The following is a 16096-nucleotide window of genomic DNA, read 5'->3' on the forward strand; positions in this document are numbered from 1 at the left end:
TGTTGGTCCAGAACCTATTACAAGGAGCGGGCTGCAGCGTCGCAGGCCGAGGTATCCATCATGCGCTTCTGGGCGCTCGTCTTCTTATGTCTGGCGGTCATCTGCGCCATATTCGGCTACTCAGGAGCGTCCGGCGAAGCCACGGAGGGCATCGCCAGGATTCTTTCGACCGTGTTCGCCTTGCTCTGCGTGCTCACGCTCGCAGCCCAGATGATGAGTAAGTAGTAACCGGCGAGCCGTCCCTTGTCCAGTCATCTCAGGGTTGCAGGGCCCGAGCGTCCCTCGCGCGCCGCCCCCGCGCGGAGCCAGATCGGACTTGGACCGCCCGTGGCGATCGCCTAGAACTCGGCCCAGAGCGGGACGCGCGCCCGTCGATCGGCATGGGAACGGACGTCCTGTTCGTCAGGTCCCAGGCCCCTTGTCGGGATGGGGCCGCTTTTCGGGACCTCTCAGGGGCAGGCGGGCGTCTCGGGACATGCCCCTGTGATCCAGGGGGAAACGCTCGCCGGAGGCAATCGTGACGGGGACCAGGGGCAATTCGGTCGCTACGGCACGGCGGCGTCAGGCGGCAACGGGCGCGGTGGTCCATGCCTGGCGGGTCCTTCTGTCCCGCGGTCCGAGCCAGGCGCAGTTCTGGTTCATCGCCCTCGCGCTCGGTATCGCCTCTGGCCTCGGCGCGGTCGCCTTCCGGGCGGCCATTTCCGGAGCGCAGGCGCTGTTCTACGGCACCGACGACATCCGCACCCTGCACAGTTTCGCCCGCACTCTGCCGTGGTACGTCATCTTCATCATTCCGGTCCTCGGCGGACTGGTCGTCGGACTGATCCTGTCGCGGATGACCCCGGATGGCCGTGTGCGGTCCGTGGCGGACGTGATCGAGGGCGCGGCGCTTCACAAGGGGCGACTGGAGCAGCGGGCGGGCTATGCCTCGACGCTGGCCTCCCTCGTGACCCTCTCGACCGGCGGCTCGACCGGCCGCGAAGGTCCGGTGGTGCATCTCGCCGGCCAGATCTCCGCCTGGGTCTCCCGCCGCATCAATGCCGACGGGATCACCGGGCGGGACCTGCTGGGCTGCTCCGTCGCCGCGGCCGTCTCGGCCAGCTTCAACGCGCCGATCGCCGGCGCCATCTTCGCCATGGAGGTGGTGCTGAGGCATTTCGCGGTCCATGCTTTCGCGCCCATCGTCATCGCCTCTGTCGCTGGCACGGTGGTCGCGCGGCTCTGGTTCGGCGACGTGACCGAATTCGAGCTGACCGAACAGACGGCACTGGCGTTCTACGTCGAGTTGCCGGCCTTTCTGATGCTGGGCCTCGTCTGCGGCGTCGTCTCGGTGGTCCTGATGAAGGCCGTCTTCTTCACGACCAGGCTCGGGGATCGCTACACCTCGCGCACGAAGCTCGCGCAGACGGTGCGACCGATGCTCTCGGGCGCGGTCCTCGGCGCCATCGCGATCTGGTTTCCGCATATCATCGGCGTCGGCTACGAAACCACCTCCGCCGCACTCACGGGCCGCATCCCGCTCTTCGAGGCCATCGCCATGGCGGCGATCAAGGTGGTTGCCGTGGCGGTGACCATGGGCGGGCGGATGGGCGGCGGAATGTTCTCCCCCTCCCTGATGGTGGGCGCCCTGACCGGCCTCGCCTTCGGCGCCATAGCCACAGAGGTCTTTCCGGAGGTCTCCGGCGCCGCGACGCTCTATGCTCTGGCCGGAATGGGGGCCGTTGCCGCCGCCGTTCTCGGCGCGCCGATCTCGACCACGCTCATCGTCTTCGAGCTGACGGGGGACTGGCAGGCGGGCATCGCGGTCATGGTCTCCGTCTCGCTGGCCGTCGCGGTCTCCACACGCCTCGTGGACCATTCGTTCTTCCTCACCCAGCTCGCGCAGCGGGGGGTGCGGCTCGCGGCGGGGTCCGATTACCTTCTCGACCTGCAATCCGTAGGAGTCGTCATGCGGTCGATGGACAGTCCGCGCGCCGCGCCGGAGGCCGCCTGTCGTGCGCTGATGGAGGAGGGCGTGACGCTGTCCCCCTCCCACAAGCTGACCGACGCGATGGAGATCTTCGACGAGGCCGGCCACGCCTTCGTGCCCGTCGTGGCGCAAAGCAAGGAGTCCGGCCCCCCCGAGCTTCTCGGCGCGATCTTTCATCTCGACGCGGTACGCGCCCACAACCGCGCCATCGCCGAACGCATCCGCGAGGAGCACACCTGAGACGGCCGGGCCTCTGTGACGCTGCGCATGATCGCTTAGCCGGGCGCCTGACGCCCGGCGCCCACTTGATCCCCCAATCCTACGCCAGGATACGCCCCACCATCTCGGATGTATCGCGGCTGAGGCCCTCTACGGCTGAGAGGCGCTCGAGGTTTTCCCGGATCATGCCCTGCCGGTCGGCGTCGAAGCGCTTCCAGGTCTCGAAGCTGGTGGTCAGGCGGGCGGCGGTCTGCGGGTTCAAGGGATCGAGCCGGATGAGCCAGTCGGTCACGAGGCGGTAGATCCGCCCCTCCGGCTCGTGGAAGGCGGCGGGGTTGCCCGCCAGCGCTCCGATCACGGACCGGAAGCGGTTGGGGTTGGTCCAGTCGAAGGCGGGATCGCCGGTCAGCCTCTGGGCCACGTCGTGGGCCTCGGCGGGCGAGGCGGAGGCGGCCTGGAGCGCGAACCACTTGTCCATGACGAGCCGGTCTCCCTCCCAGCGGCGGCGGAAGGCGGCAAGCTCCTCCTCGCCCTTGCCGATCCTCAGAAGCGCGCCGAGGGCGCCGAGCCGCTCGGTCATGTTCCCGGCCTCGGCGAACTGCGCCGCCGCGCGCGACCCGCCATCCACCCGCGAGAGGTACGCCAGCGCCGCGCCGCGCAGCGCCCGCGAGCCCGCGCTCTGTGCATCGGGCGTATAGGGACCGGGGACGCGCATCTCGTCGTAGAGCTCCGACAGGACCGGCTCCAGCGTTCCGCCGATCTCTTCGGCAAGGCGCCTCAGGGCCGCCCAGATCGCCGTGGGGTCGGGGGTCGCGCCGCCGTCGTGGATCGCCTGCGCAAGGTCGTCCTGGCTCGGCAGGGAGAGGGCGAGGGCGCGGAAGGCGGGGTCGAGCGTATCGTCCTTCGCGACCATCTGGAGAGCGGACAGGTACTGCTGGCCGGGCTCGGCGCCGTCCGTGACCATCCGGACGAGGACGTCGCGGGCGAGGGCGCGTCCGGCCTCCCACTTGTTGAACGGATCGGTGTCATGAGCGAGAAGGAAGGCGCGCTCCTCCGCGCTGGTCTGCCGCTGCAGGATCACCGGGGCCGAGAAGCCGCGCAGGATCGACGGAACGGGGCGGCCGGGCACGCGCGACGCCTTCGCTTCGAGGTCCGCACCCCCCGTGCCGAGGCCGATCTCCACCGTCTGCTCCGCCTCGGTCAGTTCCACGACCTCGGTCGCCATGATCTCGTGCCCGGCCGCATCCAGAAGCCCCAGCGCAACGGGGATGACGAGGGGGGCCTTGTCCGGCTGGCCGGGCGTGGGAGGGGTATGCTGGCGGAAGGTCAGGGCAAGCCGGCCGGCCTCCTCGTCCCAATCTTCGGACACCTCGACGCGGGGCGTTCCGGCCTGCGAATACCAGAGCTTGAACTGCGACAGGTCCCGCCCGGTCGCGTCCTCGAACACCGCCAGCCAGTCCTCGATGGTGCAGGCCTGCCCGTCATGGCGCTCGAAATAGAGATCGAGGGCCGCCCGGTAGGCCTCCGCGCCGACGAGCCGGCGCAGCATCCCGATCACCTCCGCGCCCTTCTCGTACACCGTTGCGGTGTAGAAGTTATTGATCTCGATATAGCTTTCGGGCCGCACCGGATGCGCGAGGGGGCCATTGTCCTCCCGGAACTGCCGTGCGCGCAAGGCAAGCACGTCATCGATCCGCTTGACCGGCTCGGAGCGCATGTCCCCCGAGAACTGCTGGTCGCGGAAGACCGTCAGGCCCTCCTTGAGGCAGAGCTGGAACCAGTCCCGGCAGGTCACGCGATTGCCCGTCCAGTTGTGGAAGTACTCGTGGGCGACGATGCCCTCGATCATCTCGAAGTCGACATCCGTCGCGGTGTCGGGGCTGGCCAGGACATACTTCGAGTTGAAGATGTTCAGCCCCTTGTTCTCCATCGCGCCCATGTTGAAATCGTCCACTGCGACGATGCTGAAGACGCTCAGGTCGTATTCCCGCCCGTATTCCCGTTCGTCCCAGCGCATGGACCGAATGAGCGCGTCGAGGGCATAGTCGCAGCGATCCTCGTCGCCCGGCCGGACGTAGACGTTGAGCGCGACGGGCATCCCCGAGGCCGTGGTGAAGGTGCCAGACTTCGCCACGAGGTCGCCCGCGACGAGTGCGAAGAGGTAGGACGGCTTCGGCCAAGGGTCGTGCCATTCGGCGCTGTTGCCCTCCTGCGCGCCCGGATTGCCGTTCGACAGCATGACCGGAAGCGGCTTGTCCTCGGGCCCTTCGATGCGCACGTTGAAGGGGGCCATCACGTCGGGCCGGTCCGGGTAGAAGGTGATCTTGCGAAAGCCCTCCGCCTCGCACTGGGTGCAGTACATGCCGCCCGACATGTAGAGCCCGTCGAGCGCGGTATTCCCGGACGGATCGATCTCCACCTCCGCCTCGAAGACGAAGGGCGTATCCGGAACGTCGCAGGTCAGGCCCTCGGCGGTGATGTCAGGCGAGACGGGGACGCCGTCGATCCTCGCCTCGATCAGGTTCAGCTTCTCCCCGTGAAGGAAGAACGGCCCCGAGGGCGCCGCCGGATCGTTCGCGAACGTGATCCGGCTGAGAACCCTCGTGGCCGTCGGATGCAGCCGAAAGGTAAGGGAGACGTCGCCGACGATCCACGGGAAGGGAGTGTACTCCTCCAGCCGGACGGTCCTGTCGCTGGTTCGCGGCGCGTGGTCTTTCATGCCGAAGGCTCCCTCAAATGATCGGTGCATGAGCGTAGACCATCGGAGGGCAGGTGCAACGGGAGCGTCGGGACGGTGACGGGAGGGAGTTGAGGGGTGTGCTTTAGGATAAGCACGCAAGTGGTCGATCTATAAACGGAAGAATCGGATATTCGCGCGCCTCACCTCGTTCGCGTTCGGCGTGCAATCAGCTCACCTCAGCGCCCCCGCCCGATGAAGTTCGGCCTGCAAACCTCTGGCATGACCTGTTTTCCATATCACTCCACCGTCACCGACTTGGCGAGGTTCCGCGGCTGATCGACATCCGTGCCCTTGGCGACGGCGGCGTGGTAGGCGAGGAGCTGCACCGGGATCGCGTAGAGGATCGGAGCGAGGTCAGCGGCGATCTCGGGGAGGGTCAGGACGCGCCAGCAGCCGTCGCCGGCTTTCCTGGCGCCCGCGGGATCGGTGATCAGGAGGATCCGGCCGCCGCGGGCCATGACCTCCTGCATGTTGGACACCGACTTGTCGAAGAGCTCGTCGGACGGCGCCAGGACGACGACTGGAACGGTCTGGTCGATCAGCGCGATGGGACCGTGTTTCAGCTCGCCGCTCGCATAACCTTCGGCGTGTATGTAGCTGATCTCCTTAAGTTTCAGTGCACCTTCCAGGGCCAGCGGGTACATCGCACCGCGCCCTAGGAAGAGCGCGTCCTCAACCTCTGCGACCTCGCGCGCGATGCGCTCGACCTCGGCGCTCTCCCCGACGGCATGGTTCACGAGGCCCGGCAGGCTGGACAGCAGGCCGAGGCGCGTCTCCATCTCCGTCCCGCTCAGGACCCCCCGGTCGGAGCCGGCCTTGAGGGCCAGCATGTGCAGGACCGTGAGCTGGCAGGTGAAGGCCTTGGTGGAGGCGACGCCGATCTCGGCGCCTGCGAAGATCGGCAGGACGATGTCCGACCCGCGGGCGATCGAGCTTTCGGCCACGTTGACCACGGAGGCGATCCGGTCGACGCGGCCCTCGCAGTAGCGCAGGGCGGCCAGCGTGTCCGCCGTCTCGCCCGACTGGGAGACGAAGATCGCCAGCGTCCGCGCCGGGATCGGCGGCTCGCGGTATCTGAATTCGGAGGCGATATCGACCTCGGCCGGAAGACCGGCGATCCGCTCGAACCAGTACTTCGCGACGAAGCAGGCGTAGTTCGCCGTGCCGCAGGCGACGAGAAGGACGCGATCGTACTGCGAGAAGTCGAGCCCCGGCTCCGGCAGGACGATCTCCCGGGTCCCGGCGTAGTGGCGTATCGTGTCGCCGATGACAGAGGGCTGCTCGGCGATCTCCTTGGCCATGAAGTGGCGATGACCACCCTTTTCGATGCGGGCGAGGTCGATGTTCACCGTCTTGACCGGGCGCTCGACCGCATGGCCCTCTGCATCCATGATCTGGGCGGAATGGCGGGTGAGGACGGCCCAGTCGCCATCCTCGAGATAGGTGATCCGGTTCGTCATCGGCGCCAGCGCGATGGCGTCCGAGCCCACGAACATCTCCCCCTCGCCATGACCGATTGCGAGCGGAGAGCCGCGGCGGGCGGCGATCAGCAGATCCTCCTCCCCCTCGAAGAGAAGGCAGAGCGCGAAAGCCCCCTCGAGGCGGCCGAGCGTCGCCTCCGCCGCGCCCTGGGGAGAGAGACCGGCCCTCAGGTGGTGCTGGACGAGGAGCGCGACGGTCTCGGTGTCCGTGTCGCTCTCGGTGCCGAGGCCGAGCTCCGCCAGCTCGGCTCGAAGCTGCCGGAAGTTCTCGATGATGCCGTTATGGACGACAGCGACCGGCCCCGCCTTGTGCGGATGCGCGTTGACCACGGTGGGGGCGCCATGGGTGGCCCAGCGGGTATGGCCGATGCCGGACTTGCCGGGCAGCGGCTCGTGGACCAGCAGATCAGAGAGGTTGACGAGCTTGCCGACAGCCCGTCGCCGGTCGAGCGTGCCGCCGTTCACCGTGGCGATGCCGGCGCTGTCGTAGCCGCGATACTCGAGCCGTTTCAGGGCTTCGACAAGAATGGGAGAGGCTTCGTGGGAGCCAAGAACGCCGACGATACCGCACATCTTCAGTGAGTCCTCTTCGCTTTCTGCGCCTTCAGTCGCGCCATCAGGCGGCGGGCGAGGTTGGGCTTGTTCGTCTGGCGCGCACGGCCAATGGCAAGCGCGCCCGAGGGCACGTCCTCGGTGATGACGGAGCCCGAGCCCGTCATCGCCTCGGCGCCCACGCTCACCGGCGCCACGAGCATGGTGCTCGATCCGATGAAGGCTCCGGCCCCGATCTCGGTGCGGTGCTTCATGACGCCGTCATAGTTGCAGGTGACTGTACCCGCGCCGATATTCGCGCCCGCCCCGACGGAGGCATCGCCGACATAGCTGAGGTGGTTGACCTTCGCGCCCTCGTCGATGGTGGCGTTCTTGATCTCGACGAAGTTGCCGACCCGCACGTCCTCGGCGAGCTCCGCGCCGGGGCGGAGGCGGGCGTAGGGGCCGACGATGGCGCCGCGGGAGACGTGGCAGCCTTCGAGATGGGAGAAGGCGCGGATGCGGGCGCCCGTCTCCACCGTGACGCCGGGGCCGAACACCACGTTCGGCTCGATCAGGACATCCCGTCCGATCACCGTGTCGAGGGAGAAATGGACCGTTTCCGGAGCCTGGAGCGTCACGCCGAGCTCGAGGGACGCGGCGCGGGCGGCGGCCTGGAACGCCGCTTCCGCGCGGGCCAGATCGGCGCGGGAATTGATGCCCAGCGTCTCCGCCTCGTCGCAGGAGACGGCGGCGACGTCGAGCCCGCGGGCGCGGGCATGGGCCACGATATCGGTCAGGTAGTATTCGCCGGCGGCATTGTCGTTACCGATCTCGGCAAGAAGGCCGGGAAGGAGGGCGCTGTCAGCGCAGATCACGCCGGAATTGCAGAAATCGATGGCGCGCTCCGCCTCGCTTGCCTCCTTGTATTCCACGATGCGCTCGAGCCGGCCCTCCTCCACCACGAGGCGGCCGTAGCGGCCGGGATCGGCGGCATGGAAGCCGAGCACCACGACCGCGGCGCCGGCCCGGCGGGCCTCCAGCATCCGCTCCAGCGTGGCGGCCCGGATGAAGGGGGTGTCGCCGTAGAGGACGAGCGTGTCTCCCTCCATCGCGGTGCCCTCGGGCAGCGCCTGCCGCACGGCATGGCCGGTGCCGAGCCGCTCCTCCTGGATCGCGATGCGGACGGTTTCGTCCATCTGCCGGGCAACGGCTTCCACCGCCTCCGCGCCGTGCCCTGCGACGATCGTGCAGGCCTCGGGGGACAGTGTCTCCGCGGCGGACATGGCATGGGCGAGAAGAGGAGCGCCTGCGACCTCGTGCAGGACCTTCGGAAGATCGGACTGCATTCGCGTGCCCTGGCCCGCGGCCAGGATGATAACGTTCGTGGGCATTGCCTCGCCTGCTCTTGTTTTGGCCTCGCGATCCCGTATTACGCGGGCGACGAATGGCTGCAAGGGACCTGCACGCTCCGGGCGATCACTTGCGGTGTCACCCTGTCACAAGGCTCCTCCCATCATGCGCACGGTCATCTTCGATCTGGACGGAACGCTGGCCGATACCAGCAAGGATCTTCTGGAGGCGGCCAATGCCTGCTTCCGGGAGCTCGGCCATGACGACCCGCTGACGGACGCCGACAGCGCCGTCGCGGTGCGCGGCGGACGGGCCATGCTGCGCCTGGCCTTCGACCGGCTGGGCGGGCCGTGGGACGAGGGGATGGTGAACCGCGAATACCCTGAACTCCTGCGCCATTACGAGACGAGGATCGACACCCATACGGTGCTCTATCCCGGCGCGATGGAGGCCGTGGCGGAGCTGGGGCGGCGGGGGATCGGCGTCGGCATCTGCACCAACAAGCCCGAGGCTCTGGCGCAGCTTCTGCTCTCGCGCCTGGGGGTGAGGGACGCGTTTGGCTCCCTCGTCGGCGCGGATACGCTGGCGGTGCGCAAACCCGATCCCGAGGCGCTCTTCGTCGCCGCCGAGCGGGCCGGGGGGCTGCGGCACCGCGCGCTTCTCGTGGGGGACACCGTGACCGACCGTGACACCGCCCGCGCCGCCGGCGTGCCCTGCGCCCTCGTCACGTTCGGCCCCGGCGGGCGGAGCGTGGAGGAGCTGGAGCCGGAGGCGCTTCTGGAGCGGTTCGAGGATCTGCCGGACGTCGCCGAGCGGCTTCTGGGGGCGGCATGACCGAAGCGGGCGGGGAGCAGGCGGAAGGGCAAGACGTCTTCCGCGGGTCCTTCACCCAGCAGGAGCCGATTCCCGACGAGGCGATCCTGGCCGCTGGCGAGGTCCTGCGCTCGGGGCGGCTCCATCGCTACAACGTGGCGCCGGGAGAGGTGGGGGAAACCGCCCGCCTGGAGCAGGAGTTCGCCGCGCTGACGGGCGCGCGCTACTGCCTTGCCGTCGCCTCGGGGGGCTACGCCATCTCCTGCGCGCTCAGGGCGGCAGGCGTGGAGGCCGGAGCGCCCGTCCTCACCAATGCCTTCACGCTGGCGCCGGTGCCCGGCGCGATCGTCGCGGCCGGCGGCCGTCCGGTCTTCGTGGAAACGGGCGACGATCTGACCATCGACCTTGCCGACCTCGAGGCGAAGACAAGCGAGAGCGGCGCGCGTCATCTCGTCCTCAGTCACATGCGCGGGCATATCGGCGACATGGACCGGCTTCTGGCCTCCACGGAGGCGCTCGGTCTCGTCCTGATCGAAGATTGCGCCCACACGATGGGCGCGACGTGGCGCGGCATTCCCTCAGGGCGGCACGGGCGGGTCGGATGCTTCTCCACCCAGACCTACAAGCACATCAACTCGGGCGAGGGGGGGCTCCTGATCTCGGACGACGCGGACACCTTCGCCCGGGCCGTCCTCCTCTCGGGCAGCTACATGCTCTGGGACCGCCATATCGCTGCGCCGGGGGCGGACACCTTCGCCCCGATCCTCGGCGACGTGCCCAACATCTCCGGCCGCATGGACAATCTCCGGGCCGCGATCCTGACGCCCCAGCTGAAACTGCTGAACGAGCGCTGCGCCGCGTGGACCGAGCGTTACCGGGTCGTGGAGCGGGAGCTGGCGGACGTCCCCGGATTGCATCTCTTCACGCGGCCGCCGGAGGAAGGCTTCGTCGGCTCCTCCTTCCAGTTTTCGCTGCCGGGCGCGCCGCCGGAGACGCTGCCCGACCTCGTCCGCGCGTGTTCCGCCCGCGGTGTCGAGCTGAAGTGGTTCGGCGCAGCGGAGCCCCACGGCTATACCTCGCGCTACAGTCACTGGGCCTATGCCGCGCCGCCCGAGCTGCCGGCCACGGACCGGACGCTTGCCACCCTCCTGGACATGCGCCTGCCGCTGACCTTCACGCTCGAGGAATGTGCCCTCATCGGCCGGATCATTCGCGCCGAGGTCCAGCGCGCGATGGCGTCGATCGGGTAGGGCGGCCGTCCGGGCAGGGCGTCGCCGCATCCCCGCCGCGGACCTTCCGCTATGCGTCGGCTGGTCCTATATTCCTCCGGCAGGCGAGGGGATGACAACGAGGTGGACCGCAAGCCATGAGCGATAGCAGAGTACCGGCCACGCCGGGCACCGCGGGCGTTCTGACGGAGGCCCTCAAGGCCCAGGCGAAGTACGAGGAGGCCCGCGCGACGCGGCTCGGCCGCGGCGCCGAACGCCTGACGGCGCCGCTCGGCAGCGTCGCGGCGCGGCTGGTGCCGCCGGGGCTCGTCAGGCGCGGCCTCGCCGCCGCGGACCGCTTGGCCGGGATGACCCTGAGGGACGTCGTCTCGCCCCATGACATCGACGATCTCGCCGCCTGCGATGCGGCGGCGCTGAAGGTCCAGGGCTGGTCCGTCGGCAGCAATGCGGCCACCGGCGGCGCCGCCGGCTGGTTCGGCGCCGCCGGGATGAGTGCGGACATCCCAGCAACCATCGCGCTCGCCGCCCGCAACGTGCGCGCCACGGGTGCGGCCTACGGCTTTGCCGGCGAGGGAGAGGAGGAGGCCGCCTTCCGGCTGATGGTCCTCGAAGTCGCGACGTCCATCGGCGAGGAGGGCCGGCAGACCACGCTGCACAACCTCAACGCCATGGCCCGCTACCTCGCGACCCCCGAGGGCCGGATGGCGCTGGAGAAGGGGGGCGAATGGGTGTCCGAGAAGATCGTGGAGCGCCTCGCCCGGCAATTCGGCGCGTCGCTGGCCGGGCGGCGGGCCGGTCGCCTCGTGCCCGTGGTCGGCGGCGCCGTCGCGGCGATGGTGAACGCAAGCTTCCAGACCGACGTCTCCCGCGCCGCGCGCTACGCCTATCGCCAACGCTGGCTGATGGCCCGCAAGGCCTTGCCCGCACCGCCGCCGGACACCGCCAAAGAGGAGTCCTGATCCCGGTTGCACAGCGCCTTGGCTGGTGTACGTTTCGCCCCGACGTGACGCGATGGCCGGCCGGAAGGACCTTGCATGAACGACAGCTCCGAGACCCCCGATCCGAAGGGCCGCCCCGCGCCCGGTGCCGGCCGCCGCGCCTCCGATCCACCCTTGCCCCGTGAAGACGGCACCGTTTCCACCGACAGCATCGTGCCGCCGGTGACCGTGGTCTCGCCCGAGCCCGTTGTGGCCGGGGCGAAGGTCAAGAAGCCCGAGCTCATCGACCGGGTCGTGGCCCAGTCGGGCGTGAAGAAGCGGGACGCCAAGCCCGTGGTGGAGGCGATGCTCGGCGTCCTTGGCGAGATGCTGAGCGACGGGCGGGAGATGCAGGTGCCGCCCCTCGGGAAGCTCATGGTCGGCAGGAGGAAGGAGGTCAGCGGCGGCGAGGTGCTGAACCTTCGCCTGCGCAGGACCGGCGGTGCCGCACCGGGACCGAAGGACAGCCAGCCCGGTCCGGATGAAAGCGGCCAGGAGCCGGGCGACGATGCGGAAGGGGCCGACTGAGCCCTTGCGCTTGTCCCGAGGCGAGGCTATCAGACCCGCCGTCGGGTGATTAGCTCAGTGGTAGAGCGCTTCGTTCACATCGAAGATGTCGGGGGTTCAAATCCCTCATCACCCACCACCTTTTCCTTTCAGACCAGATGGACCGGTACGCGGCACGGCGTGCTTGCAGGTTCAGTGACCCGAGCTGGCAGCTGAAGCGTCGCCTCTGGTCGAGCGGGCTGCCCGGACGCCGCTCTTCGCTGCGGCGGCCGTGAGTGTCGGCTGTGCGGGACCTTCCTGCCGCCAGCGGCACGTGCGCAAGTTGCGCTGCATTTGCAAAGCCACGCAAAAGGATATGCGGGGAGCCGACGTCTGCTGCGTCTGACCCTGACATGCGCGGCTGCATGAACCGTACCTGCTGCCCAGACGTATCGCGGTCGCAGCATGCCTGCTGGAGCGGTCGGTCAGAGGTACCTCATCCGACCCTGACGTTCCAAAAGGATGCGAGGCGGGTCTTTGCGATGACAGCGGCTCACCTGCCTTGCGAGAGAAAAGCACCCCTGCTCCGAAACTTACGTGCCGGCGGGTTCGTGTCTTCAGCGATGCGGCCAGCAAGAGGCTGGCCAAACTGAACAACAGGATGACCCGATGTTTACCAAGACCACGCTTCCCGTCGCCGCTCTTTCGCTCGCTTTCGGCTCGGCCGCACTGGCGCAGGATAATGCAGGCATGATGGGGTACGCTCTGGCCGAAGACGGCGGGACCCTCGTCACCATGGCCGATATCGCCCAGCCCGGCGAGGTGGAAACCTATTCGCTGGAAACCCCGCTGCGCGCCATCGCCTATCGCCCCGTGACGGGCCAGCTTCTCGGTTATGCCGACGGCATGATCTACGAGATCGATCCGATGTCGGGTGAGCTGACCGACCTCGGCGCGACGTTCATGGACGATGCCATGATCGGCGAAGGCGCGGTGGCGTTCGACTTCAACAACCAGATCGACGCGGTCCGTGCCGTGGGCGCCGACGGCTCCAACCTCGTCTATTTCCCCGACGGCTTCGGCGACAACGACGAGCGCGCCAACTCGGTCCGCCGCTTCACCGACGCCTTCTACGTCGACGGTGACATGTCGGCCGACATGGAGCCCCAGATCTTCGCCAACGCCTATACCAACGCCATCTCCGGCGAGACGGCCGGGTCGACGGCCCAGTACGCCATCGATGCGCAGTCCAACGCGCTGGTGACCCTGGCCAACAACGCAGGCGAGCTTGCGAGCGTCGGATACCTGACGCTGGATGGCGAAACGGTCGACGTGACCGACTGGGGCGGCTTCGACATCGTCTCCCCCGAGGAAGGCACCGACATGGCCTACGCCCTCCTGCAGATCGATGGCGAGGATGTGGCCGGGCTGTACTCGGTTGATCTGGAAACGGGTGCGCTGACCGAACTCGATGAACTCGGCATGGGCGGTTTCACCGGCTTCGCCGTTTCGCAGGGGATGTAATCTCCGCGAGGGCGATCCTGCCTGGAGGGCGGCGCCTCGCCGCTCCGGTGCCCCCGGTCGCTTCGACCGGGGGCATAATTTCGTCTATGGCCGACTCAATCGGTTTCGGCGTCCTGTCGGCCTTCGCCGCACCTGCCTGGAACGGCTTTTGTGCGGACTGATTTGCCCCCGAAAGTCACATCTGTCCTGATGTGATCTTCGCAATCGATGCCGCGCTTTCCTTGAGTGCGGACTGGCTATGGGACCCGGCGGCGAGCACTGTCTCAAAGATGCTCCTCAATCACGCCAGCATCAGCCGCCGCGTGGCCTCCAGCGTGTCCGGGGCTTCTGCTTCGGTTTTGCGCGCATCCCAACCGGCGATACCGCCCAAACCATGGCTGACGCCGGTGATCACCTAGAGGGAATCGGCTCCGGGGGCACCGTGGAACGGATCGGCGTGCCAGTCCGGGCCCCCGAGGCGTGAAGTGGGGTCGTCATCGGCTCCGCAAACCACCAGCGTCGGGGCGTTGATCCCTCTGAACTCCACGCCGAAGAACAAAAAGCGCGCGGCGTTTTCCGAGGTCAGGTCCGCGCCGCCACGGCCCTGAGAGGCTAACAGGATGCCGGCACGGATGCGCGCGTCGGAGACGTCATCATCCTGAAGGCGCACGCCAAGCAGCAGGCTGCAGGTGAACCCGCCCAAGGAATGCCCGGCCACCGCGATCCGGTCTTGGTCAAGCCGCCCGGCCACGGCCGGTGCCTGTCGCTCGACCTCGGTCAGCTCGTGGAGGATGGCGCGCATCTCCGCCACCCTTTCACGCTAGAAGAATGGCCCGTTGGGCAAAACAGGGTCGAGAACAAGCGCGGTCGCGTCGAGAGAAGATCCGCGCGCTGCCGGGCGGGCAGGGGAGCGTCCGGCATCTGCAGGACGGCGCGCAGCCCACTCTCGGGTGCGACTTGCGAAAGACCGCCACGCTGGGCTAGAGACCGCACGGGCGCCGGGTGGTTAGCTCAGTTGGTAGAGCGTCTCGTTTACACCGAGAATGTCGGGGGTTCGAATCCCTCACCACCCACCATGCCCTGCCGGTTCGGTAGGGTAGGGCCGCGCGGAGCCGCGCAACGTCGACGCCCCGTGATTTGACTTGGTCTGCTTCATCATGCGTCACTCTGGCGGGCCGCCGCCGGCTCCTGGGGGACCCCGAATGTACGAAGAACGCGCGCGCCCGATCCTCGACTCGCTGCTGGAGGTCGTCGACTGGCCGGATGCGCCGCTGGACCGGCTTGAAATCCTCGATACGGGACTCGCCCTCGCGACGGATTGGCCGGTCACCGCCAATGCCGTCGCCGCCCTCGCGGCCGTGGGGCTCGCCGCATCGGCGCTCCATGAAACCTGGACGGGGGAACGCCGCCCGGTCCGCATCGATACGCGCGCGGCGGGGCTTGCCATGGCATCCTCGAGTTTCCTGCAGATCGACGGACGGAGCGCGAAGTTCCGCGATCCCTTCACCGGCTTCTACGAGGCGGCGGGCGGCGAATGGGTCTTCCTGCACGGCAACTTTCCGCATCTGCAGGCGGGCCTGATCGACCTTCTGGGCGCATCGGGTGCCGACGATGTGGCGCGGGCGGTCCGCGGGCGCGACGCGTCCGGGATCGAGGATGAGGCGATCGCCGCCGGTCTCTGCGCCGCCCGTGTCAGGACCCGCGAGGAGTGGGAGGCGGAAGATCACGCGCGGGCCCTCAGACCCCTGCCTGTTCTCGGCATCGAGCGTATCGGCGACGCGGCTCCGCGGCCGAGAGGTGCCGGGGATGAGCCGCTGAGCGGCTACCGCATGCTCGATCTGTCCCGCGTGATCGCAGGCCCGATGGCCGGGCGGACGATGGCCGAAGCCGGTGCGGACGTGCTCCTCGTCTCGGGGCCGGGCTTGCCCTCGATCACCTCGCTCGTGGTCGATACGGGCTTCGGCAAGCGCGCGGCCGAGATCGACCTGCGGAGCGATGCGGGGCGGGCGCTCGTCCGGCAGCTTGCCGCGGAGGCCGACGTGATGCTCGATGCCTATCGCCCCGGCGCGCTGGAGGGCTTCGGCCTTGGCCGCGAGGCGATGATGTCGATCTCTCCCGGCCTCGTCCACGTGGATCTCGACGCCTTCGGTCCTGTCGGGCCCTGGGCCGGCCGGCGCGGCTATGACAGCCTCGTGCAGGCCACGACGGGGATGTGCCGCGGCGGCCGCGAGGTTCCGGCGAACCTTCCCTGCCAGCCGCTCGACTACCTCTCCGGCTACCTCGCGGCCTTCGGGGCGATGCTGGCGCTCCTGCGACAATCGAAGGAGGGCGGCAGCTGGTCCGTTCGGCTTTCCCTTGCCGGCACGGCTCAGTGGATGCGGCAGACCCATGACCGGCTCGGCCCGGAGACGAGCCGCCCCGAACACGGGCCGGGCATTGCCGAGATCGCGGACCTCCTTCAGGACACCGATACGGAGTTCGGCAGGGTCAGGGCCCTGCGTCCACCCCTTCAGGGACCGGACTGGCGCTGGACTTCGCCGCCCGTTCCCCTGGGGACGAACGCGCCGGAGTGGGGCTGACGCCGACTGGTCATTTCAGGGGACGTGCGTCTTCGCTGGAGGCGGTCCCGCCTTCCGTTGCCGCACGGCTTATTTCACACGTGCCCCGCAACAGGCTTGCGCAGGGCTGCGGTGCGACTAGATTCGCCTGACGCGCCGGACCACCGCAAGTGGCCGCCGCGCGAAGACTCATCGAAGTCATCGCCCTGACGTCATGTCAGGCAACCCTGATTTTCC

General features: G+C 68.5%; 12 protein-coding genes and 2 tRNA genes. 10 read left to right on the top strand and 4 right to left on the bottom strand.

What is annotated here, in order from left to right; all coding sequences use genetic code 11:
* Window positions 1–60 precede the first annotated feature (60 nt).
* Complete coding sequence (locus tag RM543_RS13185) at window positions 61–225, top strand: DUF1328 family protein (RefSeq protein WP_311692384.1); 165 nt, start codon at window positions 61–63, stop codon at window positions 223–225.
* 292 nt (window positions 226–517) lie between these two features.
* A complete protein-coding gene (locus tag RM543_RS13190; protein WP_432280460.1) occupies window positions 518–2209 on the top strand; it encodes a chloride channel protein in 1692 nt (563 codons plus the stop codon).
* A gap of 79 nt (window positions 2210–2288) precedes the next feature.
* Here RM543_RS13190 and pepN read toward each other — a convergent pair whose 3' ends face one another.
* The 3 genes from pepN to glmU form a co-directional block, all read right to left on the bottom strand.
* Window positions 2289–4907, bottom strand: coding sequence for an aminopeptidase N (gene pepN, locus RM543_RS13195; protein WP_311692385.1), 2619 nt, complete (start codon window positions 4905–4907; stop codon window positions 2289–2291).
* A gap of 257 nt (window positions 4908–5164) precedes the next feature.
* Window positions 5165–6982 carry a glutamine--fructose-6-phosphate transaminase (isomerizing) gene (glmS, locus tag RM543_RS13200; protein ID WP_311692386.1) on the bottom strand — a complete coding sequence of 606 codons (1818 nt, stop codon included), beginning with the start codon at window positions 6980–6982 and terminating at the stop codon, window positions 5165–5167.
* Between the two features lie 2 nt (window positions 6983–6984).
* Window positions 6985–8334 (bottom strand): bifunctional UDP-N-acetylglucosamine diphosphorylase/glucosamine-1-phosphate N-acetyltransferase GlmU, encoded by a 1350-nt coding sequence (gene glmU / locus RM543_RS13205; protein WP_311692388.1) that lies wholly within the window; start codon window positions 8332–8334, stop codon window positions 6985–6987.
* Between the two features lie 124 nt (window positions 8335–8458).
* Here glmU and RM543_RS13210 point away from each other — a divergent pair, with 124 nt between their 5' ends.
* The 6 genes from RM543_RS13210 to RM543_RS13235 all read left to right on the top strand — a co-directional run bounded on the left by RM543_RS13210 (window position 8459) and on the right by RM543_RS13235 (window position 13322).
* Entirely contained in the window at window positions 8459–9127 is a 669-nt protein-coding gene (locus RM543_RS13210) for an HAD-IA family hydrolase (RefSeq protein WP_311692390.1), read from the top strand.
* The gene (locus RM543_RS13215; RefSeq protein ID WP_311692392.1) at window positions 9124–10356 is read left to right on the top strand and encodes a DegT/DnrJ/EryC1/StrS family aminotransferase; all 1233 of its coding nucleotides are present in this window, start codon (window positions 9124–9126) and stop codon (window positions 10354–10356) included. The genes RM543_RS13210 and RM543_RS13215 overlap by 4 nt, the downstream gene beginning before the upstream one ends.
* Before the next feature lie 116 nt (window positions 10357–10472).
* Window positions 10473–11294, top strand: a complete 822-nt coding sequence (locus tag RM543_RS13220) for an EcsC family protein (protein WP_311692394.1) — start codon at window positions 10473–10475, stop codon at window positions 11292–11294.
* Window positions 11295–11369: 75 nt separating this feature from the next.
* Window positions 11370–11840: an HU family DNA-binding protein gene (locus RM543_RS13225; protein WP_311692396.1), complete on the top strand. Its 471-nt coding sequence runs from the start codon at window positions 11370–11372 to the stop codon at window positions 11838–11840.
* Window positions 11841–11883: 43 nt separating this feature from the next.
* Window positions 11884–11958: transfer RNA gene (locus RM543_RS13230), tRNA-Val, on the top strand.
* 509 nt (window positions 11959–12467) lie between these two features.
* Window positions 12468–13322, top strand: a complete 855-nt coding sequence (locus RM543_RS13235; RefSeq protein WP_311692398.1) for a DUF4394 domain-containing protein — start codon at window positions 12468–12470, stop codon at window positions 13320–13322.
* A gap of 394 nt (window positions 13323–13716) precedes the next feature.
* Here RM543_RS13235 and RM543_RS13240 read toward each other — a convergent pair whose 3' ends face one another.
* On the bottom strand, window positions 13717–14103 hold the full coding sequence (locus RM543_RS13240; protein ID WP_311692400.1) for an alpha/beta hydrolase: 387 nt from the start codon (window positions 14101–14103) through the stop codon (window positions 13717–13719).
* A 198-nt stretch (window positions 14104–14301) separates the two neighbouring features.
* On the opposite strand from RM543_RS13240, the gene RM543_RS13245 reads away from it, so the two are divergent.
* Window positions 14302–14377, top strand: a tRNA-Val gene (locus RM543_RS13245).
* Window positions 14378–14503: 126 nt separating this feature from the next.
* Window positions 14504–15880, top strand: a complete 1377-nt coding sequence (locus tag RM543_RS13250; protein WP_311692402.1) for a CoA transferase — start codon at window positions 14504–14506, stop codon at window positions 15878–15880.
* The last annotated feature ends 216 nt before the right edge of the window (window positions 15881–16096 follow it).

This window comes from Tropicimonas omnivorans (genome assembly GCF_031846565.1).
GTDB lineage: Bacteria > Pseudomonadota > Alphaproteobacteria > Rhodobacterales > Rhodobacteraceae > Tropicimonas_B > Tropicimonas_B omnivorans.

What these genes read in the sequence shown, in the direction of transcription:
- RM543_RS13185 (WP_311692384.1), top strand. Translation starts at nt 61, where the DNA reads ATGCGCTTCTGGGCGCTCGTCTTCTTATGTCTGGCGGTCATCTGCGCC.
- pepN (WP_311692385.1), bottom strand. Translation starts at nt 4,907, where the DNA reads ATGAAAGACCACGCGCCGCGAACCAGCGACAGGACCGTCCGGCTGGAG.
- glmS (WP_311692386.1), bottom strand. Translation starts at nt 6,982, where the DNA reads ATGTGCGGTATCGTCGGCGTTCTTGGCTCCCACGAAGCCTCTCCCATT.
- glmU (WP_311692388.1), bottom strand. Translation starts at nt 8,334, where the DNA reads ATGCCCACGAACGTTATCATCCTGGCCGCGGGCCAGGGCACGCGAATG.
- RM543_RS13210 (WP_311692390.1), top strand. Translation starts at nt 8,459, where the DNA reads ATGCGCACGGTCATCTTCGATCTGGACGGAACGCTGGCCGATACCAGC.
- RM543_RS13215 (WP_311692392.1), top strand. Translation starts at nt 9,124, where the DNA reads ATGACCGAAGCGGGCGGGGAGCAGGCGGAAGGGCAAGACGTCTTCCGC.
- RM543_RS13220 (WP_311692394.1), top strand. Translation starts at nt 10,473, where the DNA reads ATGAGCGATAGCAGAGTACCGGCCACGCCGGGCACCGCGGGCGTTCTG.
- RM543_RS13225 (WP_311692396.1), top strand. Translation starts at nt 11,370, where the DNA reads ATGAACGACAGCTCCGAGACCCCCGATCCGAAGGGCCGCCCCGCGCCC.
- RM543_RS13235 (WP_311692398.1), top strand. Translation starts at nt 12,468, where the DNA reads ATGTTTACCAAGACCACGCTTCCCGTCGCCGCTCTTTCGCTCGCTTTC.
- RM543_RS13240 (WP_311692400.1), bottom strand. Translation starts at nt 14,103, where the DNA reads ATGCGCGCCATCCTCCACGAGCTGACCGAGGTCGAGCGACAGGCACCG.
- RM543_RS13250 (WP_311692402.1), top strand. Translation starts at nt 14,504, where the DNA reads ATGTACGAAGAACGCGCGCGCCCGATCCTCGACTCGCTGCTGGAGGTC.